Here is a 23,313-nt window from a genome sequence, read left to right as displayed (position 1 = left end):
TTTTACTAAGATATATTCAAGTGAAAATGTGGAAATTCCTTCTTCAGCTAACCTGCCCAGTTAGTGCAATAAAAAATGGATCGCCGCAGCCATCCCAATCTTTAACTCTTGCACCAGTTAGTAGAACTAAGTGACAATATTATCTTATTATTAATTTCCGTTCAAACGGTATATTAGTTGAACAACGCCAGAAGAAAACTTTCTTGTATTAACCATTTTTAGATTTGATCTCTGTTTTATGTCAATAAATAAAGGTTTTCCTTCTCCCAAAATAATTGGGTGAACAGATAATCTAAATTCATCAATAAGCCCTAAATTGATAAAAGTTGTAATAAGACTTGCTCCGCCATATAACCAGATGTCTTTGCCAGGCTTATTCTTTAATTTATTTACTCCTTCAATAATATTATCATTTATGAAAATTGTTTTATTTTCAGTCTGTTTTTGCGTTCTAGAAAACACATATTTTTCTTTACTATGAACTAATTCCCACATTTCTTTTTCAGTATCAGTTGCATCATTTTCTGGAGTATATTGTCCCCATAAATCGTAGCTTTTTCTTCCATATAAAATAGTATCAATTTCATTTAAAAAATTGATAAACCCCATCTCAGCGTCCATAATGCACCAATCAACTTCTCCATTTTTACCTTCAATAAAGCCATCTAAAGTAACCGCTAAATCTAAAATTATTCTTCTTGTTCTTATGTTATCGGACATAAATTCTACCTCCTTTTTTGAGGTCTATATTTTTAGCAAAGTTGAACTATCGCACCATTCTCAGTATTATATAAACCATTTTTATTAAAATGCATCCAGGTAATAATGTAAGTAATTGGCTAATATAATCAATAATGTAATAATTTGTACACAATTCCCAAATCCACTAGAATGTTGGTGTTACTATAAATGGATTTTATACGAGTAGTAAAAGGCAAGAATAGCTGGAAGCGGTATTTATGTTCCTTGATTGTCATTATTCTGTTTATCGTTGTCGGGGCGCTGCCTTATGCCATCATTAGTGAATGGATAGTGAATACGGATGGAAACCCTCATACCTATTATGATAGTGTTCTAGAGGATTATGTGGGAATAAACCCGTTACTATATTTTGCCCTGATGAATTCACCATTTTTGTTTTGGATTTTGGGGCTTTATGTCGCGATTCGTTTCATTCATAAACGGAAATTCACATCGCTCATTACACCAAATAGAAAAATAGATTGGAAGAGAATAGGCTTTGGATTTATAACCTACTTTGTCATCTTAGCTCTGACTACCATCATCGACTTGCTGATAAACCCTGGGGATTACTCCTTAAACGATATCAAAGTTTCTGATTTCTTGATTTTATTTGGGCTCGTGCTGGTTTTAACTCCCATTCAAACGACCTGTGAGGAATTATTTTTCAGAGGATATCTCATGCAGTTGCTCGGAAAATGGGTTCGCCTGCCTATTCTAATATCACTTATCGCAGGCTCTATTTTTGGCGCGCTCCATTTCACCAATCCCGAAATGGGGTATTCCCCTATATTGGTTGGAGCGGATTATTTGGTAACTGGATTTATTTGGTGTTATATCACTGCAAAAACGAACAGTGCCGAATTGTCGATCGGAGCCCATGCAGCAAATAATATGCTGTTGGGATGGTTCCTCACGATGAATGATTCTGCCTTAGGTGACCTTCCCTCTTTATTTGTTGTCACCAATATTAATCCGGCTATCTCACTCATGTGGACAATTGTTTCTCTTGGCATTTTCTTATTTATTTCGTTAAAAAAATACAAATTGACGAGACTTAACTAAAGATGCCAGCGCCTTGCTATTTTTGCAAGGTAACTGACATCTTTTTTTAATGAAACGAAATTTTAAAAAATGACAAATGAAGTTACAACACTCGATTGTCAGACTCCATCATGTATCCATTTACAAAATACTCAATCGTTTCCAATTCCTCTTCATTTAACTCCCGGTTTAATTCTCGTACAAATTCCAATTTTATTTGGTCTGCATTCCCATTACATTTTTCTGTGTAATAGGCTGCTGCCTTTAGTAATTGCATTTCAGCGTTAAACTCATCCTTGGATATTGGCTTCGAATGGGAAAGAATATAAGTCTCCGCATCAAACTGTTCAAGAATGGCTGCCAGTTCCTTTGTTCGTTTTGTTGTGTAGTTCTGTTTGGGAGAAAAAATATCTGGATAGATGCTATCGCCTAAAAATAATAATTTTTCTTCTTTAAGATAGATGACCACAGAATCTGCGGCATGGTCCCCGCCAACATGCTTTAACAAGCAAGTTACTCCACCAAGGTCAATCTCGAGTTCAGTTTCAAATACAACTGTAGGGAGAGTGATCTGAATATCCCGATGATCCGGAAACTCCTTTTTTATACAGCTCGCACAAAATTCGATTTCTGTACCTTCTCTTACCCGCTCATCTAAAGCCTTATCCGTCCAAGATAAAGGGATTAGTTTTTCCATTTCTTTCTTTGTTGCTTTTGAAGAAATGGACACTGCTTCCGTTAAGGAAGAAAGTCCAAAAATATGGTCCCAATGCCAATGTGTTAACACAACTATATCCGGTTTGGTGACATTTTGTTCTTCCAGCATTTCTAAAAACAATTGGGCATGGGCTTCTGAATTACCTGCATCAATCATTAATGTTCTTTCTTTTCCCACTGCCATTCCTACTATCGGTCGGTCGGTCTCCGATACTGGTGTCATATACCAAAATGAATTTCCAATTTTGTTTATTGTTTGCATAGTACTCCCCCTTGTTCTTCATTCATCTATGTTTTATAATTCCTTTTTATACAATGATAATATAACAAAATCATAGTAGATAGATTATTTCCTATAAAAATGGAAAGGCATTGAAAATAATCGCCTCAATAAATATCCTATCATGGAATGAAATGTTTTTTACTTGTTACGATTAACTTTCGTGTTTTGGCTTCATATATTTTATAACTAATTTCAAACATATGGTCTTTTGTAACTGTCACCTCACAATAATAGGGGATGGACTTTCCATAAGCATCAAGTTTAGGAATATCTTTAAAGGTAAACATTTCATCTGTATCTAGCATTTTAATGTCCGCTTCAGAAGAACGACCTGATGTATCAATATCAATCACACATTTTCCACCTACGACATCATATTTTTTTAGCACAACATACTTCAGGCTTGGGAGAGTAAACCCTAAAAGTAAAACACCAATAAATAAAATTCCAAGGCATTTCATTACATTTAAGAATCGAAAGTCTGTTGTACCATACATAACCATTAAGGCAATTACTGAACCTATTGCAAATAAGGCTCCAAGTATGAGCATAAAATAATAAACAAACATTTTATCACTTCCTCTAACTATTAAATGGAAAATAATATAACTACTCCTCATTATACTTCCACGTTATTTCAATAAGAAAGAGCTGCCACCAAAACAACTTTTTGTAAAACTTTTATAGATATATCTGCAGCAATCTATTTCTTTTGTGACAGGTGGTCCCGCTTGTTCGTATAATAATTAATGTGAACTTCCATTCAATAGCTAAGAAGGTGTACTGTTTTGAGAATAAATTTATCAGAGCAACAAATCGAGAAAATAAAACGAATCCTTCAAAAAAAACTTTTTATAAAAGTGCTCGAACCAACAGAGGAATCTCTATTTATCCATTGTTATTCGAAAATACATAAGGAAACAGTCTATTATCATCTGTTTAAAAAAAAGGATACGTTGGTTATCCGCTGCTATGCACGCCTGTTTGACAACTTAGGTCTAAGCGAGATAGTCCGAGGCACGGCAAAAGATGTATTTGACTATGTAGTAAACCAAACCGGATTACACAACACACTCTATATCGAAAATGGGAAAGAAATTACATGTTAGGTTACCCTCAGTCGTTCACAAACGAGGCAAACAAACTAGATGGTTACTCTTCATCAGGTTGGTTTGAAAAAAGATGTTTATTTCTCCAATTTGAATTTTTGAAACAAAATTCATTCGGTGCTTTGTGAAGAACTGTACTTTAACTAACCTGCTTAGAAAAGGGGCGCCCCTTGACTTTAGTTACGTATTATTTAATTTGTTGGATTTCGTAAAGTCTTGTTAAGTTTTGTTGATACATATCTATCTATTGGGAGTTTTCCAGTTAAAACAAGCGTAATTGCCTGTTTATGGCGAATATTATCAGAATATTTGTATTACTAATTATTGTTTTTCATATTTTCATAATGTTATTATCTTAAGGAAAGCGCTTCCGAGAATTTTCAATAAACCAAAAAAATTATATTTTAGGAGGAATTAGATGACTCAATTAACAGTAGTTTTAAAAGAAAAGGTTGAAAAGTTCCTAAGTGGGAAGAAAAAATTATTTATTAACGGTGAATTCGTGGAGAGCAAGTCACAAAAAACCTTCGATACATATAACCCGGCAACAGGTGAGGTATTAGCATGTGTTTATGAAGCAGGTGTAGAGGATATTGATTTGGCTGTAAAAGCTGCCCGTAGAGCATTTGATGAAGGCCCATGGTCGAAAATGAGCGCTTCTACTAGGAGCCGGCTGATGTACAAGCTTGCCGATTTGATGGAGGAAAACAGTGAGGAACTAGCCCAGCTAGAGACTTTGGATAACGGCAAGCCGATTCGAGAAACAACCAATGCAGATATTCCTTTGGCAATCGAGCATATGCGATATTATGCAGGCTGGTCTACGAAGATTGTTGGACAGACAATTCCTGTTAATGGACCATTCTTAAATTATACACGTCACGAGGCTGTGGGCGTAGTTGGGCAAATTATCCCTTGGAATTTCCCACTCTTGATGGCAATGTGGAAACTCGGAGCTGCTCTTGCAACTGGCTGTACCATTGTTCTAAAGCCAGCTGAGCAAACCCCACTATCAGCACTCTACTTGGCTGAATTAATTCAGGAAGCCGGGTTCCCAGCAGGTGTTGTCAACATCGTTCCTGGTTTTGGAGAAACGGCGGGTCAACCGCTTGTTGACCATCCTTTAGTTGATAAGATTGCTTTCACTGGTTCCACTGAAGTTGGAAAAATGATCATGGCCAATGCCTCTAAAACATTGAAGCGAGTGACACTTGAGCTTGGAGGAAAATCACCAAACATCATCCTTCCTGATGCTGATTTAACAAAGGCAGTTCCTGGCGCGCTTAACGGTGTTATGTTTAACCAAGGTCAGGTTTGCTGTGCAGGTTCACGCGTGTTCATTCAAAAGAAACACTTTGATAATGTGGTTGCAGATATGGCTACACATGCAAAATCGATTAGACAAGGTGCCGGACTTCATGCTGATACAGAAATAGGACCTCTTGTTTCAGTCGAGCAACAAAACCGTGTATTAGGTTATATTGAGAAAGGACTAAATGAAGGTGCACAGCTTGTGGTGGGCGGAAATAAGCCTCAGGAACAAGGTTACTTTGTTTCCCCTACTATTTTTGCAGATGTACGGGATGAAATGACGATTGCCAAAGAAGAAATCTTTGGACCTGTTATTTCTGCTATGCCATATGATGATTTAGATGAATTAATTAATCGTGCTAACAATAGCGAATATGGGTTGGCAGCAGGTGTGTGGACGCGCGATGTTGCTAATGCCCATTATATTGCAAACAAGCTCCGTGCTGGAACTGTTTGGGTAAACTGCTACAATGCGTTTGATGCTGCTTCACCGTTTGGCGGATATAAGCAATCAGGTATTGGACGTGAAATGGGATCCTATGCCCTCAATAACTATACAGAGGTTAAGAGTGTCTGGATTTCAATGCAATAAAAATATTTATTAGTCACACTAAAAGAAGGTGCTGAATTCAGTAACCTTCTTTTTTATATCCTTATTATTAAAGCAACGCACCTTTATTGAAGCAGGAAAATTTATATTGTGCTAATCACGCTTACAATATTTCAACCTATTTCACTAAAATAGGAACTTTCCCACACCGATTAGACTACTTATAATTCCAATTCCATTCATGGTGCCTTTACCCGCTTTAAGTAAGCTTCCAAGGATGCCCGGCTGGCCATTACCATTGCTATTGTTATTCCCCCATCCCAATGGATTAACATGTCCGCCCCAGCCTGCAGGGTTTCCAAAACCGCCCCACTTCGCCTGCTGCCCACTGGCTTTAAAGCCAAAAGGATTAACGGACGGTGGCAGCAATGCAGCGAGAGGTCCTTGTGCGAACATTCCCGCATGATTGACCGGCTGCGCCCAAGGGAAGAGCTTTTTTGGGAACCCCGCATGGCTGGCTGATGGAGACCAACCTAGAGGGTTTCCTTGTGCGAACATGCCTGCATGGTTAATCGGCTGCGCCCAAGGAGATGACTGCCCTTGAGACATAAAACCTGGATGTTTAGGAATCTGCGGCCAGTTGGCCGGCTGCACTTGTGACTCCCAAACGTTAGGATTGACCTGCTGCAGCCAATTTCCTTTATGTTCTTGAGACATAACACCTGCATGTTTAGGAATCTGCGGCCAATCGTCAGACTGTTCATGTGACTCCCAATCGTCATGATTGACCAGCGGCACCCAATTTCCGGGTTGTTTTTGAGATGTGGAACCCTCATGGTCAGCTGGTTGCGGCCAGTTGGTTGGCTGTATCTCCACCTCCCAACCGTCTACATCCACCAGCGGCACCGATATCCCGTTGTTGCCAAGGGAGGTAAAGCTCTTATTGTCGGCCGGTGTTGTCCAACTGGAAGAAGGCTCTTCTACGTTCAAACTTACCCGGCGGGCGCTGGAAGTCCAATTATCAGCTTGTTCCATATGCTCAAAACCCTTTAAAACCCCAGGCCTCTTCCACCTAGCATGATAGACTTGGCCACTCCAACCCTCGGGAATCAAAGGACCATAAATTCCTCCAAGATTGGGTAATGGGGGCTGAGAATAAAATGGTACTGAAATTTGGTTATGATATAGCTTCCCGCTCCCTTTTGAATTCACATACCAATACTGGTGCATAGCTTAATCTCCTCATTTTTAAAACGTAATGTTAGACTTAACCTATGTAATATTCCTTTTCGTGGCTGGTTTAATAACCAGGTCTACAAGCCCATATTTAATAGAATGGGTGCATGCCTATAAAAAACCAATTTTCTTAAAAGAAAGCTGCTCTATAATCTGGCCCTGTTACTAAAAAAAGGCGCAATTCCTCTTCAAGAATTGTGCCCTCTAATGGAATAACATGACTGCGTTTTTAAACCTCTTTTTGAGTTTCATCCATTTTACCTTATAACTTGTGAACGAAATCAAACATACCTTGCTTCATGGCAGAAAATGAAGCAGTCTTCGCCTCCCTGTTTTTCTCTCGTTTCTTCTTCCCAACTTGCATTCCAGACATATTTTCTTCCAATTCCTTCTTTATCATATTCACGATAAAAATGACAAAGAAAAATCCCAAAACTGGACCAAATACGGACCATGGTATAAGAACAAAATCGTGAAAATTTTGACCGATTAATCCTGCCCACTCATTTGATAACGTTGCATTCTTTTCTGGTCGATCAAATCCCAGTACTCCTCCCCTATTTAGTCCTCCTAAAAAATAGCCAAAAATCCCTAGATGCATAGTAATCTGTAAGGTGCTCAATATCTGCTGAACGAAAAATAATATCCCATAGGATCGAATGTATGGCATTAATTGTTTTCTAACGATATGTAATTTGCTGGCACCCATTAGTAAAGAACTCTTCACAAAGGTTGTTCTCAGTAATTCGTCCATTAAATCTGAGGTAAATATCGTCACCGAAGGAAATCCAATGAACACTAAAATAATAATTTGATAGGTTACAATCGAAGAAATGGCAACATCAGTAAAGCCACCGACAATTGGCAGCATCAAAATAATTCCAATCAAAACAGATGGTATATAACGAAAAATCAAAAAAAAGTCACCGAAATATTTTTTTAGAAATGGTGCCCACAGGGACAAAAAAATCCCAAAAACACCACCAAACAGCACTCTTAACAACGCTACTCCAAAGGCTGTGATTAAAGTAAACTTAGCACCGTAAAGTAATAGTAAAAGGATATCTTTACCGTTTCGGTCCGTTCCTAACCAAAAATGCTTAGAAGGTGGAAAAGGAGCTCTACCAATTACCTTTCCTTTGGAGTCAGTAATAAGTGTTAGTTGATTAAAATCCAAAGGGGCAAATTTAGTGTAAAACAAACTAGCTAATAAAAGCACGAGTAGGATGGCAGAGCCGATTTTTGTTTTTTTGTAATTTCTCATATACTCAAATCTACCTTTCCCCGGATGAGTTTAGTTACGAACCAGCCTGCTACTTCAATCATAAGGAGTGGAAACATAAACATTAGTAAACAGATGATAAGTGAAACAATATCTCCACCTCGGAATAGAATAAGTTCGAAAAATCTCGTAAAACCTGGAAGATTGAACATATATTCTACAAGATAAATAGTTGATAAGATTACCCAAACAATTGTCCTCAGCTGCAAAACAAAAAGTGGGAGAACATTCCAAAAAATATGTACCAGTAAAATTCTCATACGACTTAAACCTTTTGCCGTACCGAACAATGCATACAATTGTGTCTGCTCCTCTGCCAGAATTTTCACGAGAAATTGTGTTAATAAAAAAAGAGGCAGAAAGGATATAGTAACAATTGGAACAAAATATGGTCTAGCTCCGAAAACCCCATAGAGTTGTATTAACTTAACCCCAGTTGTCTTATAGAGCATAATAACGAAAAATTGAATAAAGAAGATAATCAGTAAATCAGGTACTGCCTCAAAAAAATCAATCATCCTTTTTAAACCATTCCTAATTCTACTTGGTGCTATCATAACCAAAATCGATAGGACAATTGAAAGAATCATTACAACCAATAGACATCCTAGTAATATCTTCATTGTGTAACTATAACTTTCAAATAAAGTTAATTCCCTTAAAAGATCGAAAGCCTGTGAATTCTTGATGTCTACCAATCGTTGAAAATCTGTTATTACTGAAGCCCAAAACGGTTCGAAGTTTACTAAAATCGTTGTTTTTCCTATTCCTAATAAAAATGGAAGATTAATAATAAATAGAAAACCTGCTACTATGAGTGCAAGCCTGATCGGCCATTCTAAAAAACGTTTCATTTCTTTTCCCTCGTTTTAAATTATTTGTTAATGATATCGTCTCCTTTTTTACATTTTACCATTATATTCCTCCATTTGCAGTTACTTCTATATTTTTAAATTTACCATATAGTTCATCTATTACAATTCTTGAGTGTTAAACTATCCTCCCAATAGGTAGATTGAGAAAACGAATTGCGGATCGTGAGTAATGATTTTAACCTCATTATCAGATAGGAAGTCAGGATAAAGTTATCATTTAGAATAAAGGAGATTTTTATTTAGTCATTAGGGAGATCCATGAAAAATAATCCTCATCAGGAATAGAATGAGGATTATCTAATCGATCCAGGAACTATAGTTAAAAGCAATGTTGTCATCCATCCGAAAGAGAATAGAATATCCTTTTGCCATATTTCGCTTAATCGAGAATGCGCAACATCAAGTGTTTTATATTGTTCATTTATTAATTTTTGTACATGATCGGAAGGATGTATCATTATTTAGGGGCTCCTTGTTTTTTCCTTATAATTCCCTCTTTTCCTTCTTATTATGATGTTTTAGCATAGGGGGACTATTTATACCGGGAATGGGCATATCATACGTTGTTTTAGGTGGGTTACTATTTCTGATAAGGCTAAAAGTTGCTCTACAAGGAAAAATGACCGCCCGCAGCGATCATTGCCTAAAATCGATCCTTTCACACAAACACCCAATCGTTCTATAAAGCTTAACCCCGTTCACTTTATTTTAAATTTTCAATAGGCGTGTAGTTTCTCTATTTTTTGGAAGAGTGAAACATCTACTATAAAGTGCGTGTAGTTTCCCTGTCAATTAATTTAAAATGAATATCTTCCGATGTTCCTTCTTCAATATGTTTTGGAACATCTGATAATTCGAGTAATTCCTTCAAATGGATAGACTTTTTACGATTAGCTTCTATTGTAATACTTTTCGGACCAGCTAAATTCATAAGTGACTCCATTCGGACTTCGTCATCCATGAAAAAAGAATCGATAAATTCTAGTTCAAACGACACTGCCTTATTACTTCGATTATGTAATACAAGATTGCATTCCCCATTCAATAAGTCTTTGCTCACAGACTCAAATTTGCACTTGCCATTCCCATCGTATGAAATTGCTGCAATGCCACTTGCTAACGTTTCTTGATACATCGTAATTAGAAGACTGGGTAAAAGTCCATATACGATTACAACTATAATGATTGTTCGAAATTGATATTTCTTCATACCAATGACAAGTAAAATCATGGCGATTATAAACAAAACGGACCCAATTATCCCAAGGAAAATATAGCCATCTTGATTGCTAATTGGAAACGACATGAATGTAGAACGTGCTCCTATCATTACATTATTAGGATACGGGAAATATAAATACATACATATACCTAAAATAATCACCGAACTACTACGTGCCAATTTACTTTTTATCATCGTTTATCTCCTCTCTTTATTTTATTTAATCTCCCTATTTAAACTAAGGTAATATGTTTACTTTCATTTTTAAGATTCTTATATTCTTCTCTTTCGTTAACCTAAAGTCCTTCTTCCACTAACATGCCCACTTCGTTCAACAAGAAAAAAGACCGCCGCGGCGATCTTCATCTATCTTTATCTATAGCTACCCGTTACTTTAAGTACATTTCTTCACAAACTTTTATCGTAAAAGTAAAAGCTGCCGTTAAAACGATTTCTCCTCCCACAACTTTCACTTTATTCACCATTTAATTTTTGAATTTTTGGGAAAACGAAAGATGTGTTCGCTTTGGTTAGTCTACTTGCTCCCCAAACTTCTTGCCGACCTCTTCCATCAAATCAATAATAGGAATGAATTCTTTCCCTTTTGAGGTTAATGAATACTCTACACGAGGAGGAACTTCTGGATAAACTTTACGATTAATTAAGCCATCGTCTTCTAGTTCTCGAAGTTGCTTTGTAAGAGAACCTTGTGAAATATCCCATAAAAAAGCTTTGATTTCACTATAACGACGCTCTTTAGACTTTAAAAACCAAAGAATGAGATATTTCCAACGTCCAGAGAGTATGTTTTGGGTATAGGCAATGCCATATACTTCTCTTTGTTCCTTTATACACTCTTTGTCAAATCCATCCTTACATATTCTAGACACTCTTACACCTGCTTTCTACTGTTAAGTACAAAAAAATGTACTACGTCAATTTTTATTGCCTACTTCAAAAATATGAGAAATGATTTTATTCTAGTATATGTAACAGAAATACTCAATAGCAGAATAATTCTTTGATATATACATTCTTTAGGAGGAATAATAATGAGATTTGGAATAATAGGTGCAGGACCAATTGGGTCAATTATTTCTAAAAAATTGGTTAAGAATGGACATGATGTCAAAATTGCGGATGCAAGAGGAATTGAACGTTTAGAAGGAAAAGAGCTTGCTGGAACACCCGTGCATGTAGAAGATGCAATTAAAAATATTGAAGTTCTTATAATATCACTCCCTATAAAAGCACTGCCAAGCATTCGGAACATTATCAATCAAGTCGGGGAGGAAGTAATCATTGTAGATACTTCAAATTATTATCCGTATAGAGACGATAAAATTGAAGAAATTGAGAACGGGATGGTTGAAAGTGTTTGGGTTTCAAATCAATTAGGTAGACCTATCATTAAAGCTTTCAACAATTTATTAGCCTATACTTTAGAAAATGAAGGAACCTCCGAAGGTACCAGTGGACGAATTGCCATAGCGATTGCTGGTAATGAACTATCAAAAAAACAATTAGTCATGGACGTAGTAAACGAGATAGGCTTCGACGCAGTAGATAGTGGTTCTTTAAGTGACTCTTGGAGACAGCAGCCAGGAACTCCTGCTTACTGCACAGAGCTAACAAAAGATGAACTAATGATAGCGTTGAAAAAGGCAAATAAAGAAAAAGCACCATTACTACGGGATAAGGTGATGGAAAGGTTCGGAGAGCTCCTTGCAGAAAAAAAAGAAGTTGAATTTTCACATAAGGATATTGTGAATTTAAACAGAGAAATATACAATTCATAAAACAAGTGGTGCACTCAGTTAGAGTGTACCTTTATGTATATCCATATATATCCTCATAAAGTTTCGAAGGAATATGTTCGCCTCTTTTCTTTTTACCGCCAAACAATCCAGAATATTATTGTTATTCTAGGAGCATACAAAAAGCCTTTCAAGTCCGAACTCCATTACTTTCAAAAACTGAAATCTAAATTTGATTGTGTTTTAAATCCCTCTTCCATTAACCTGCCAGATAGTTTAACAAGAAAAAAGACCGCCGCAGCGATCATTATTAACAAAAGCACCCAGTTCAAGAAATTCTATTTTTAACTGGTACAAATAAATGAACCTTAGATTTCCCTTCTGGGTCTTCAGCAGGGTTATTCATACTAAATTCAAGGTTATGTCTATCGTAATCAGGTTCATAGTCACTATTTGGTAACCATTGTTCATACATATATTTATATCCAATATTCAACATACCAGGAGTACCATAATATTGATACAAAGCGTACTGCCCACCATCTAATTTTCTAAATTGTATATTTTTATGTATTTCTTTTTCAAAACCATCAGGTATAGTAACACAGGCATCGTGACGACAATTATGACTTTCTACTAAATCGGGATTATCTAAAGAAATTCCTATGAAAAATTGTGGAGGTGGAAAGAGTCCATTTTTTATTGCCCAATTCAATAATTTTCCCCAATGTTCCACATTTGGTTCAAAATAACTTCCAATACGTCTGAAAAACGCAACCTCATATTCAGGTAATTCTTTTATTAAAATATTCATTCCTTACAACTCCTAAATGCGTAATAAGTCCTTAATTCTCTATCCATTATTAAAAGTCCTTCTTTAACTAAACTGCCCAGTTAGTGCAAGTGAAAACTTCACAATTTATCATTTTCTTTTTACTTGTTATGCAACATTATGGCCCTAAAATGGAAAAGGCACTTTCCTTGTTACAGGAAAGCGCCCTATTATGGAAGAGATGGTATTCCGTTTAGTTCAAGGAATCCACTATATATTAAATTTCGAATCCTATAATCTATGAAGAAAGCATCATTAATCCATTCATTTGTTCCTGATACACCAAACTGCAAGTTAGCCTTTATATGCGACTGAGTTTATGTTAATGCATGGGCTTTTCCCATGCGCCTTTGACCTCAACGCCGGTTTCCTTTGCCGCTTTTTCAAGTTCGAGGATTTCCTGGGCTGACAAATTTACCTCAGCAGCTTTAATAGCATCCTCAATATGGGAAATTTTCGTAACACCAATAATCGGTACTGTCCCTTTTGCAATGGACCAAGCAGTCGCGATTTGTGCAGTTGATGCATCATGTTTGCTGCCAATTTCTCTCATTACGTGGATTAAGCTTTCGATCTTAGCAAGTACGTCGGGATTAAATGCATCGCCTCTTCTGGTACCACTTGGCATAGGATTTTTCGTATTGTATTTGTCCGTTAATGCACCTTGTTCCAATACCATATAAGAAAAGAAAACGATATTATTGTCATTACAGTAATCAATAATTCCGGCTTCTTCCGATGAACGGTAAAGTAAGCTGTAATGATTTTGGACAGCAGAAATTTTTAGTCCTGCTTCCGCCAAGATGCTGGCTGCTAATTTAATTTCTTCGAGATTATGATTGGAAACCCCTACATGTTTTACTTTTCCGCTTTTCATTAAAGGGATCAATTTTGGTGTCCATCTTTGCACATCTGCCGGGCTGTGGATCCAATAAATATCAGCATGATCCACGCCGAGCCGGTTTAGGCTTCCGTTCAAGTGTTCCTCAACGGCGTTGTCATTGTCTCCTGCCATTTGTGGAGTGAATTTAGTGGAGATTAGCACATCCTCCCTGCCTTTAATGAAACTTCCCAAAATATTTTCTGAAGCGTTCATCCCATAAACAGCCGCTGTGTCCCATAAATTGAAACCTGCATCCATCGCCGCGTCAAATATCGGCTTTAAGTCCGTTTCTGTCATATAATTTCCAAAAACCGCATCCCCACCGTTCGCACCTGTCCCCCAAGACCATGTACCAAGGGCAATCGGAGGGATTTTCTCATTTTGCAATTTGACATATTTCATTACAATTCACTCCTCTTAAAACTCTAGAATACTCTATTTATTTCCTCTTGCTAACGTGTTATTCACCTGATACTTGTTTACCCAACTATTTATATATCAAAATGAAGCTGTTTTCCAATACCTTTGTCTCTATTTTTTCTATATATAGCTCGATGTTTTAGAAAATAACAAAATAGAGAGTGATTTATACAGGGACCGTCAGTGCTTCTTGACTTAAATTCCCCTTAGTATACACATGCCTCATTTAGCTTAATTCCTTAAAATAACCAATCATAAATTCCCGGAAATCCCGAACGACCTTTGACGTATACCGCTCCGTTTTCCATGCCATTCCGATCGTTCGTTTACAAACAGGCTGTTCAATATGCAATGGAACCAGTTTTTCGTAGTGTGAATAGCGAAGGGTATGCTCGGTTAAAAAGGATATCCCCAAACCCTCCTCTACATAGTGATGAATGGATCCTGGTTCTTCGAGTTCAAAGGCGATTTTTGGTGTGAATCCTGCTTTTTCACAAAAACCATCTGTTAGCATTCGGAAGGGATTGGTCGGCTCTCTGTGAATAAATTGTTCATCTGCCACTTCTATTAACTGAATGCTATCTCTCTTAGCCAAATGATGGGTATCCGGGACGACGATGAATACTTCATCTTCCATAAGATCAATCCAGCTGATTCCTTCTTTCTCAATAGGAAAGTAAGTTACACATAAATCAATTTCCCCTTTTTCCAATTGTTCGACAAGTCGCAAAGGAGAATGCAAACTTACTTGAAAACTGACGAATGGATAGGTCTTACGAAATTGACTAATCATATTCGGCAATAAGGGGATATGCATGACCGAAAGGGAAACTTGATTCCTGCTCTCCCCTGCGAGTTCCGCCATCTCTTGCTGGGCAGATTCTAATTCAGAAAAAGCCCGATCTACTCCTTTTAAAAAAATTTTCCCAAATTGATTGAGTTTTATATTCCTTCCCTCCCGATCAAAAAGGGAATAACCTAGCTCTTCCTCTAAACGAGAAATGGTTTGACTTAGTGAAGGTTGTGCAATCGTTAGCTCTTTGGCGGCCCTTGTCATATGTTCAAACTTGGCAACCGTTTGAAAATACCTTAATTGTAAGAAATCCATTTGTTCACCTCTATTGATAGTCCTTAACCTATAAGTAAATAGTAATATATATATTAGTCGTTATCAATAATTTGGAGTATGATTGAGAATATCAATTATTTTGGAAGTCGAAATAAATCTTATTAATAAGAAAGGTGTTTATATGGAGATTTGGAAAAGAAATTTATTTGTTTGCTGGTTCGGTTCATTTGTGACCGCCGCTGGGATGAGTCAAATCTCCCCTATGCTGCCTATCTATATCGATCAGCTAGGGGTACACGCAACTACAGATATTGAAAAATGGTCTGGATTGATTTTTGGTTCAACTTTTTTAATTTCAGCCATTGTTTCACCTATATGGGGGAAACTTGCAGATAAAAAGGGCAGAAAACTCATGTTACTCCGGGCAAGCCTTGGAATGGCCATTGTCGTTTTTATGATGGCATTTGTCCAAAACGTTTATGAATTGCTCGCGTTACGGATGTTAATGGGAGCCGTTTCCGGTTACATTTCTGCAGCTGTTACATTAGTTGCAACACAAACACCGAAGAAAAATTCAGGCTGGGCACTCGGAACACTTTCAACAGGCTCCGTCAGCGGCGGACTTCTAGGTCCTTTAATGGGAGGGTTCATTACAGAATTCTTTGGAATTCGAAGCTGTTTTGTGGTAACAAGCGTGTTATTGTTAATCGGCTTCATTGCCGTTCTATTTTTAGTAAAAGAAGAATTTACACCTGTTCATAAAACACCGTTAGCCTTCAGCCAAGTTTGGAAACGAGTTCCTGATACGAGATTGCTTATTTCATTGTTTGCTAGCACCTTTATTTTGCAAATAGCCAATATGTCCATTCAGCCATTAATTACGGTTTATGTAAAAGAATTATCACCACATGCAGCCCATTTATCGATGATCGCGGGAATGGTGGTGGCTGCTGCCGGCTTAGCCAATATTATTGCTGCTCCACGATTAGGTAAGCTTGCTGACCGGATTGGTTCAAGAAAAATATTGATCGGAGCACTTATTGCTGCCGGAATTATCTTTATTCCTCAAGCCTTTGTGAAAACACCATGGGAACTCATGGGACTGCGCTTCTGTCTTGGACTTGCTACAGCTGGATTATTGCCATCCATTAACAACTTGGTCCGAAAAAGTGCACCAGATGATATTGTTGGTCGTATTTTCGGGTACAATCAATCTGCACAGTATATTGGTACGCTCGGAGGATCTGTATTAGGCGGGCAAATGGCCGCGTTCTTTGGCATTCATTATGTGTTCTTTACTACAAGTGCCTTATTGCTGCTAAATGCATTATGGGTTTACGGTATTAATCATATTGGTATTAGTAGAAGGAACATGTCACATAGTCATTAAGAAGCACACTGAGATTTCAGCGTGTTTCTTTTTTTTCTAAATTTATATGTCGACTTCATAATATCCATCATTGTAATGGCATTCATATGCAGTTTATACTGAATGATAAGATATCTATCAAGACCTGCAACCAAAATAAAAAGGGAGTGATTATTTAATGAAGCTTGATATCTACGTTAACTATCGAGGAGTTTGTGAACAGGCGTTTCGGTTCTATGAACAGCATATCGGAGGCAGAATCACATCGATGATGCCTTTCAACCAACTGCCAGATTCGACGAACATTCCGAAAGGTCGTGAAAATGACATTTTGCATGCTACAATCGAGATTGGGGACACGGTACTAAGAGGAGCAGATATCCCTAACGCTGAACTGATGCGGAGTGTCTATCTGACACTCCGGGTTGACAGTGCAGAAGAGGCGGAGAGGCTTTATACCTTGCTTTCTGAAGGTGGAGAAATCTTTATGCCCATGGAAGAAACCATTTTTGCTTTGCGTTATGCTCAACTGAGAGACAGGTTTGGAACGTCATGGATGCTTCTGTGTGAACATCCGTCCACAGAAGCCTAGTCTATTCGAATGAAGTCCCCCTCCTTCTCTTTTTTAACCTCACCCGTTCCACACCATATCGGCTGCTTTTTTTGAGCAGCCGAATGTACAGTCTACAGAACCCCCTCATAAAAAAGTTGACAGCTAACTAAACCTTTGGTTCTATTAAAAGCAGTTTCTATTAACTACTTCTATCAAAATAAGATATAATGATAAAAAATGTATGAGGTGAAGATAAATTGGATTTTCAATCTGAGTCAGAACAACATAGTGAACTAGGCAATGACCAAGAATATAAAACAAGCGAACATACTACTAGATTGGAAGCCGAACAGGAATTAGATGATAGCGGCTTTCAAAAGTGGTTTAAGAATAGGAAAAATACAGGTAATGAGACTAAAGGGAGAGAAAGCTCACCTAGTAGGTTCCGATCGTCAAAAAAGAAAAAGAAATTGGAGCTGTCTTGGGTAAAACTTCTGTTTAAAATCCTTGTAATTGGCGTTGTCTGTTACAACTTCTACTATATTTTAGACTTTGCGAAAAATCCGGTTAGTGATTTTACTAAGATATTATCTGTCGTTGGAATTCGTGCAGGAATAAACTTTATTGCCGTTTGGATTCTCTTTTATAAGAATCCGATTATTCGATTTTATCTTTCCATAATTGCCATTATCGGATCATTTGCCTATTACGCTTATGTGAACTATACGAATCTAAGCTTTTTGGGGGATAACCTCATCCCTTCGATTCTTGTTCTTCTTTCAGTATTGATAGCGGTAAACCCAAAGGTAAATTACTATTTGAAAAGTATCCTGTTACTGTTGATCCCTATTCCAGGAATCTATTTTAGCGGTAATAAATATGCACTCGTGTGGACTCTCATGTTTAATGCAGGATTGATTCTATTCTTTAGAGTGTCAAAATCAAAAAAATCTAAAGCAAATAAAAGGGAAGAACAAACTAGAAGAAATAAAAAGCAAACTGCTTAAAAGCAGCTAATTGTTACAGAAATCAACCAATGTATTTATTAAAAGTTTGAGGACGGTTCCTTCTTCCTCAAACTTTATTGTCTGATGATAAAACTGGTACAGCCTTAAACCTATTTTTACTATGATTTTTGCCTAACTCTTTATAAAACCTTACTAGCCAAACAGTCCCTCACTTGCTCATTAGTGGTAATAAAATTAAAAAATAAGGTAGCTGATCAATTGTGATAGATTCCCCGTTTGTTAGAAGTGTCATGTTGAACCGAAAAGATGTGCCCTCATTTTCTACCTATCCATTTAATCTCCCAAGTATAAAAACGCTGACTGAGCTTACCTTGCATCCCAAGGTTACCTACCTGGTCGGTGAGAACGGAATGGGAAAATCCACCTTATTAGAAGCCATCGCGGTTTCTTTAGGTTTTAATCCAGAAGGTGGATCTTTTAACTTCAACTTCTCTACCTTTGATTCCCACTCTGAATTAACAAACTATCTTAAACTGATCAAGGGTATTGATAAGCCAAGGGATGGTTTCTTCTTACGTGCTGAAAGCTTTTATAACGTGGCTTCCAATATTGAGGAATTGGACCAGGGTGGCGGGTCTCCAAAAATTATCAACTCTTTTGGCGGGCAATCCCTACATGAGCAATCACATGGAGAGGCCTTTTTCTCAACCTTTATTCATCGGTTTGGAGGAAATGGGATTTATATACTGGATGAACCTGAAGCTGCTCTTTCTCCCTTACGGCAAATGTCAATGGTTACGAGAATACATGACTTAGTGAATGAACACTCCCAACTCATTATTGCTACCCATTCCCCGATCATTATGTCGTATCCAGATTCCGTTATATATGAATTAAGTGACGATGGAATAAAAGAGAAAAAGCTTGAAGAAACCAATCATTTTCAGATCATGAAACAGTTTTTAAATGATCCGAAACGTATGCTTCGTCATCTTCTGGAATAAGAGCTAGAATTCCCCCCCTAGCTCCTCTATACAAGAATTTCTAAATTAACGATCTATTGGGGAGACTTGTATCATAATTTTGGTGACATAATGTTCCTTATGATTCATTACAACCGTATCGTAAATATACTCTTCAAAAACATACTCACTTAATGCTAAATTTAAACGTTCCATTTCTTTAAAAAGCCGCTTATACGTTTCACTAATTGTTTTCTCATCCCCAACATGATAGCCAATCAGAAAATCACCCTTTACAGCCTGAAAATACGGATATCCTACCTTTGGATTCGGTTGCTCAATGTATAAATAGCTATAATTAGAGAATTCTCCTTTTAGTACCTGCTCCCGTTTGGTTATACCACCTATTGGATAGCCTGAATCCAATTGAGAAACGCTCAATTCATTAATAAAATCCGAAATGACCTCTACAAATTCTTCATCCGTTATATTTTCGATGTTTCTACTTAAATAAAGTGTTGCCTCTGGTAATGGTTCAAACGTAATTTGTTGAAAATCAAGGTGTGATGCCTCTTCCATTAAGGTGATTTTTGCCTTGATCATTTTTTCCTTCTGATCAATCTCCTGTCGCATTTTCACAATCTCTTCTTCTTTTTGATACATTAACGATAAAAAACTTTCCGGAGATTTATTTCCCATGTATTTTTGAATATCGTTCAGCGACATACCAAGTTCTTTTAATAAATCAATCACAAAGAAAAGTTCTATTTGATGAATGGAGTAATAGCGGTACCCTTTGTCATTTTTCAATTCCGGGGACAAAAGCCCAATTTGATCATAATAAAAAAGTGTCTGTTTGTTTACTTTGCAAAGTTTAGCAAATTCTCCAGTGGTTAAATATTTTTCATTTTTTTTATTCATTTTTCCAACACCGCCCTTGACTATATAGTAACTATATACACTAGGATAGAAATTGTAAACAACTGATAAATTCCCCAGATTTGTTTTCAATTTTAGTTTTTTAGTAAGGAGCAGTAGAAAAAATGAAGACTCGTAACGTCACTTTAGGATTATTATTAATGAATTTATTCATTGCTTTTTTGGGAATTGGTCTCGTCATCCCAGTCTTACCCACACTGATGGATGAATTAGGGATCACTGGGAAAACAGTAGGTTATTTAACAGCAGCTTTTGCATTCGCTCAATTGCTTGTTTCACCACTTGCAGGGAAAGCAGCAGATCGATTCGGCAGGAAAATCATGATTGTCATTGGCTTATTTATTTTCGGTATGTCAGAATTTTTATTTGGGATCGGAAAAGGAATTGAAATGCTATTTATTTCCCGTATTTTGGGTGGAATTAGTGCTGCGTTCATCATGCCGGCTGTTACTGCCTTTATTGCTGATATTACCGATTTGGATTCGCGCCCAAAGGCACTCGGGTTTATGTCAGCTGCCATTAGTACAGGATTTATTATTGGTCCAGGCATTGGTGGATTTTTAGCGGAGTTTGGAACACGTATACCATTCTTCTTTGCAGGAGCACTTGGAACGATTGCGTCTATACTGTCTATAATTTTATTATCTGAGCCGAATCGTAACGAAGATGAAAATGAACAAGTCTCCAACGGTAAGTTTGGCTTTAAGCGTATTTTTGCCCCTAAATATTTCCTTGCGTTTATTTTAATTTTTATCGCCTCATTTGGCTTAGCCGCTTTTGAATCTTTCTTCAGTCTATTTGTGGACCATAAATTTCAATTTAAACCATCCGATATAGCGATTGTTATCACAGGCGGCGGCATTTTTGGCGCAGTTACACAAGTCCTATTATTTGATCGGCTTACACGAATTTGGGGTGAAATTAAGTTGCTTCGATATTGCTTAATTTTATCAGCCTTACTTGTCTTTTTAATGACGGTTGTTCATTCCTATTTCTCTATTTTACTTGTAACATTTATTGTTTTTGTTGGATTTGATTTATTCCGCCCAGCCATAACATCCTATCTTTCCAATATAGCTGGGAACGAACAAGGATTCGTTGGTGGGATGAACTCCATGTTTACAAGTTTAGCAAACATTAGCGGACCCGTTCTAGGGGGGATATTATTTGATATAGATATTAACTACCCTTTCTATTTTGCAACGGTAATCCTAACACTTGGAATCGCGATTACATTGTTTTGGAAGAAGCAGGCAAGTGATTCTTCTATTAAAGTGAAGGCTAGTGTAGGGTAATCAGTCAAATTACACTTATGAAACTGTTTTTAAATGATCCAAAAACAAAAGGAAGCACACGTTCGATGTGCTTCCTTTTGTGCTATGTTTGAATTTTCTATGTTGCAAGACCGTCCCAACTAAATACAATTCGCGTTCACTACCTGTCCGGATACCGACATCAGTTCATTTATGTTCACCCATCCACCAATATTTTGTGATTGGTCAACATCTTCTATGGTAAAAGACAGGCTAATATGGTTGGGAAGTGTCAAAGTGGCCCTTTTACCTATGCAGTTCTGTACTTTTTGCAGAGAATCCACCCTTACACCTTCACATGAAATCAAATAACTTTGCATCGGTACATAAATTAATACTCCCCTTGCAAGGTCATAGGTCCTAATGAAACCTTCCACAGTTGTTCCATCTCGAAAAGTTAATCGAATCCAACGTTTCTGCTGATAACAAGCAAGAATTTTTTGAAATAGTCCTTGTCTGTAGTCATAGTAATATGGATAGAAAGACTGGTAAGGATCATTTGGGTACAATGCAGCCTCCCCCTTTCTTTCATCATTAAATCTTTTCATGTATATGAGAAAAAAAAGGCTTGGTGCTTGTCATTACCAGGTGTATATAAGAAAAGCGAATAGTGCTTACTATTCGCAAAATAAAGAAAGGCAATTCGTCATTTATTTAAAGGATTCATAATAGATAATCTCTTCTTTAGAAGGAAGCTTCTTAGCTTTAGGCTTATTTTCTGGGTATCCAATCCCGAGTATCGCTAATACGCGCCGGTCGTTAGGGATATGTAGCGCGTTACGGACCCATTCCTCGCGTTTGGCCGATTCTTTCGCATCTTCAAAATGATAAACCGCCCCAAAGCCAACACCCAATTCAAGTTCTGTTGCTCGCAACCACATAAAAGAGGAAGAAATAGACCCATCTTGAACCCAGTATTTACTTACGTCTGGGCGCCCTGTAATGACAATTGCGGCAGAAGCTTCTTTTAACCACTCCATGTAGGGGGTTGTTTTTTCAAGCGTCTCGAGTTTCTGCTTATTTGTCACTAAAATCAATTCTCTTGACGGGAGATTATTGCCAGTAGGAGCTAGGTAGCCTGCCTCCAGAATACTTTCCAGTATGTCATTCGGAACAGGTTTGTCTTGGAAACTAGTAATCTCACGTCGTGTTTGAATGGCTTTTACTACGTCCATAAAGGAACCTCCAGTTTATGTAGTTAATTCTTGAACTTATAAACCTTTATGTTTAAAAATATGACCCCGACAAATGAAAGGCTATAGAATACAATGCCAGAAACCGTGTTCGGTGATAGGTAATCAATCCATTCCATTACAATCCCCCACTTTAAAATTAGTTGTGATATATCGTATTAGGATCTATTTATTGTATTAAAATTATATCGTGTTAAGATATAAATATCAACATGAAAGGTGGACTTTTATGTCAGAAAATTTAAATAAAGAAACCTATGAATTATTGGCTGAATTCAGATATCAATTGAAGAAATTTCTTCATTTTAGTGATTCCGAGGCACGGAAAGTGGGGGTGACACCTCAGCAGCATCAACTCTTATTAGCCATTAAAGGATTCCCTGGGCGTGATACAGTTACACCACGTGAGCTTGCTGATCTCTTATTCATTACGCATAATGCCTGTGTAGGTCTGATTGACCGCTGTTCCCAGCTCGGCCTAGTAGCAAGGACGAGTAACCCTGATGATGGACGGAGTGTATTGATTCAATTGACTTTACATGGAGAAGAGATTTTGCAAAGGTTGTCTGAGATTCATTTGGAAGAAATTATGAAGATTGGATTTTTAATCGGAAAACGGGATGGTTTCTTAGAACAACAGGAAGAGATAAATTGAGGTTACACCGATGGTTCGTTGATTACCTAA

General features: G+C 37.2%; 24 protein-coding genes. 10 read left to right on the top strand and 14 right to left on the bottom strand.

The window, feature by feature from the left end; translation table 11 throughout:
- Positions 1 to 150: 150 nt before the first annotated feature.
- Positions 151 to 720: a dihydrofolate reductase family protein gene (locus tag J7E81_RS11805; RefSeq protein WP_215042399.1), complete on the bottom strand. Its 570-nt coding sequence runs from the start codon at positions 718 to 720 to the stop codon at positions 151 to 153.
- A gap of 189 nt (positions 721 to 909) precedes the next feature.
- Between J7E81_RS11805 and J7E81_RS11800 the strand changes: the two genes are divergently transcribed.
- Positions 910 to 1,806, top strand: a complete 897-nt coding sequence (locus tag J7E81_RS11800) for a CPBP family intramembrane glutamic endopeptidase (RefSeq protein WP_215042398.1) — start codon at positions 910 to 912, stop codon at positions 1,804 to 1,806.
- Positions 1,807 to 1,888: 82 nt separating this feature from the next.
- On the opposite strand, the gene J7E81_RS11795 is transcribed toward J7E81_RS11800, so the two are convergent.
- The gene (locus tag J7E81_RS11795; RefSeq protein ID WP_215042397.1) at positions 1,889 to 2,764 is read right to left on the bottom strand and encodes an MBL fold metallo-hydrolase; all 876 of its coding nucleotides are present in this window, start codon (positions 2,762 to 2,764) and stop codon (positions 1,889 to 1,891) included.
- A 140-nt stretch (positions 2,765 to 2,904) separates the two neighbouring features.
- On the bottom strand, positions 2,905 to 3,354 hold the full coding sequence (locus tag J7E81_RS11790) for a hypothetical protein (protein ID WP_215042396.1): 450 nt from the start codon (positions 3,352 to 3,354) through the stop codon (positions 2,905 to 2,907).
- A 219-nt stretch (positions 3,355 to 3,573) separates the two neighbouring features.
- On the opposite strand from J7E81_RS11790, the gene J7E81_RS11785 reads away from it, so the two are divergent.
- Positions 3,574 to 3,894, top strand: a complete 321-nt coding sequence (locus tag J7E81_RS11785) for a hypothetical protein (protein ID WP_215042395.1) — start codon at positions 3,574 to 3,576, stop codon at positions 3,892 to 3,894.
- Between the two features lie 418 nt (positions 3,895 to 4,312).
- Positions 4,313 to 5,797 carry an aldehyde dehydrogenase family protein gene (locus tag J7E81_RS11780; protein WP_215042394.1) on the top strand — a complete coding sequence of 495 codons (1,485 nt, stop codon included), beginning with the start codon at positions 4,313 to 4,315 and terminating at the stop codon, positions 5,795 to 5,797.
- Between the two features lie 144 nt (positions 5,798 to 5,941).
- Here the strand turns inward: J7E81_RS11780 and J7E81_RS31350 are convergent, their stop codons facing one another.
- From J7E81_RS31350 to J7E81_RS11755, 5 genes are all read right to left on the bottom strand, one after another.
- Complete coding sequence (locus J7E81_RS31350) at positions 5,942 to 6,985, bottom strand: hypothetical protein (protein ID WP_215042393.1); 1,044 nt, start codon at positions 6,983 to 6,985, stop codon at positions 5,942 to 5,944.
- 268 nt (positions 6,986 to 7,253) lie between these two features.
- Positions 7,254 to 8,255: an ABC transporter permease subunit gene (locus J7E81_RS11770; protein WP_215042392.1), complete on the bottom strand. Its 1,002-nt coding sequence runs from the start codon at positions 8,253 to 8,255 to the stop codon at positions 7,254 to 7,256.
- Positions 8,252 to 9,127: an ABC transporter permease family protein gene (locus J7E81_RS11765; protein ID WP_215042391.1), complete on the bottom strand. Its 876-nt coding sequence runs from the start codon at positions 9,125 to 9,127 to the stop codon at positions 8,252 to 8,254. Before J7E81_RS11765 ends, J7E81_RS11770 begins: the two co-directional genes overlap by 4 nt.
- Before the next feature lie 784 nt (positions 9,128 to 9,911).
- A complete protein-coding gene (locus J7E81_RS11760) occupies positions 9,912 to 10,565 on the bottom strand; it encodes a hypothetical protein (protein WP_215042390.1) in 654 nt (217 codons plus the stop codon).
- A 335-nt stretch (positions 10,566 to 10,900) separates the two neighbouring features.
- Positions 10,901 to 11,260, bottom strand: a complete 360-nt coding sequence (locus J7E81_RS11755; protein WP_215042389.1) for a winged helix-turn-helix transcriptional regulator — start codon at positions 11,258 to 11,260, stop codon at positions 10,901 to 10,903.
- A gap of 162 nt (positions 11,261 to 11,422) precedes the next feature.
- On the opposite strand from J7E81_RS11755, the gene J7E81_RS11750 reads away from it, so the two are divergent.
- Positions 11,423 to 12,169 (top strand): NADPH-dependent F420 reductase, encoded by a 747-nt coding sequence (locus J7E81_RS11750; protein WP_215042388.1) that lies wholly within the window; start codon positions 11,423 to 11,425, stop codon positions 12,167 to 12,169.
- A gap of 286 nt (positions 12,170 to 12,455) precedes the next feature.
- Here J7E81_RS11750 and J7E81_RS11745 read toward each other — a convergent pair whose 3' ends face one another.
- From J7E81_RS11745 to J7E81_RS11735, 3 genes are all read right to left on the bottom strand, one after another.
- Positions 12,456 to 12,941, bottom strand: coding sequence for an AraC family transcriptional regulator (locus tag J7E81_RS11745; RefSeq protein WP_215042387.1), 486 nt, complete (start codon positions 12,939 to 12,941; stop codon positions 12,456 to 12,458).
- Positions 12,942 to 13,281: 340 nt separating this feature from the next.
- Positions 13,282 to 14,244 (bottom strand): aldo/keto reductase, encoded by a 963-nt coding sequence (locus J7E81_RS11740; RefSeq protein WP_215042386.1) that lies wholly within the window; start codon positions 14,242 to 14,244, stop codon positions 13,282 to 13,284.
- Between the two features lie 244 nt (positions 14,245 to 14,488).
- On the bottom strand, positions 14,489 to 15,370 hold the full coding sequence (locus J7E81_RS11735) for a LysR family transcriptional regulator (protein WP_215042385.1): 882 nt from the start codon (positions 15,368 to 15,370) through the stop codon (positions 14,489 to 14,491).
- Positions 15,371 to 15,512: 142 nt separating this feature from the next.
- On the opposite strand from J7E81_RS11735, the gene J7E81_RS11730 reads away from it, so the two are divergent.
- The 4 genes from J7E81_RS11730 to J7E81_RS11715 all read left to right on the top strand — a co-directional run bounded on the left by J7E81_RS11730 (position 15,513) and on the right by J7E81_RS11715 (position 19,225).
- Positions 15,513 to 16,721, top strand: coding sequence for a multidrug efflux MFS transporter (locus J7E81_RS11730; RefSeq protein ID WP_215042384.1), 1,209 nt, complete (start codon positions 15,513 to 15,515; stop codon positions 16,719 to 16,721).
- Positions 16,722 to 16,878: 157 nt separating this feature from the next.
- Positions 16,879 to 17,292, top strand: coding sequence for a VOC family protein (locus J7E81_RS11725; RefSeq protein ID WP_215042383.1), 414 nt, complete (start codon positions 16,879 to 16,881; stop codon positions 17,290 to 17,292).
- Positions 17,293 to 17,510: 218 nt separating this feature from the next.
- A complete protein-coding gene (locus J7E81_RS11720) occupies positions 17,511 to 18,260 on the top strand; it encodes a hypothetical protein (RefSeq protein ID WP_215042382.1) in 750 nt (249 codons plus the stop codon).
- A 251-nt stretch (positions 18,261 to 18,511) separates the two neighbouring features.
- A complete protein-coding gene (locus tag J7E81_RS11715; protein WP_215042442.1) occupies positions 18,512 to 19,225 on the top strand; it encodes an AAA family ATPase in 714 nt (237 codons plus the stop codon).
- A 45-nt stretch (positions 19,226 to 19,270) separates the two neighbouring features.
- On the opposite strand, the gene J7E81_RS11710 is transcribed toward J7E81_RS11715, so the two are convergent.
- Positions 19,271 to 20,104 carry a MerR family transcriptional regulator gene (locus J7E81_RS11710; protein WP_215042381.1) on the bottom strand — a complete coding sequence of 278 codons (834 nt, stop codon included), beginning with the start codon at positions 20,102 to 20,104 and terminating at the stop codon, positions 19,271 to 19,273.
- A gap of 122 nt (positions 20,105 to 20,226) precedes the next feature.
- Between J7E81_RS11710 and norA the strand changes: the two genes are divergently transcribed.
- Complete coding sequence (gene norA / locus J7E81_RS11705) at positions 20,227 to 21,417, top strand: multidrug efflux MFS transporter NorA (protein ID WP_215042380.1); 1,191 nt, start codon at positions 20,227 to 20,229, stop codon at positions 21,415 to 21,417.
- A 119-nt stretch (positions 21,418 to 21,536) separates the two neighbouring features.
- On the opposite strand, the gene J7E81_RS11700 is transcribed toward norA, so the two are convergent.
- Together J7E81_RS11700 and J7E81_RS11695 are read right to left on the bottom strand one after the other, a co-directional pair.
- Positions 21,537 to 21,944 carry a hypothetical protein gene (locus tag J7E81_RS11700; protein ID WP_215042379.1) on the bottom strand — a complete coding sequence of 136 codons (408 nt, stop codon included), beginning with the start codon at positions 21,942 to 21,944 and terminating at the stop codon, positions 21,537 to 21,539.
- A 141-nt stretch (positions 21,945 to 22,085) separates the two neighbouring features.
- Positions 22,086 to 22,610 carry a nitroreductase family protein gene (locus tag J7E81_RS11695; RefSeq protein WP_215042378.1) on the bottom strand — a complete coding sequence of 175 codons (525 nt, stop codon included), beginning with the start codon at positions 22,608 to 22,610 and terminating at the stop codon, positions 22,086 to 22,088.
- A gap of 247 nt (positions 22,611 to 22,857) precedes the next feature.
- Here J7E81_RS11695 and J7E81_RS11690 point away from each other — a divergent pair, with 247 nt between their 5' ends.
- Entirely contained in the window at positions 22,858 to 23,283 is a 426-nt protein-coding gene (locus J7E81_RS11690; protein ID WP_215042377.1) for a MarR family winged helix-turn-helix transcriptional regulator, read from the top strand.
- Positions 23,284 to 23,313 lie beyond the last annotated feature (30 nt).

This window comes from Bacillus sp. ISL-18 (genome assembly GCF_018613415.1).
Lineage (GTDB): Bacteria > Bacillota > Bacilli > Bacillales > Cytobacillaceae > Neobacillus.
This window is presented reverse-complemented; position numbering and strand designations above follow the sequence as displayed.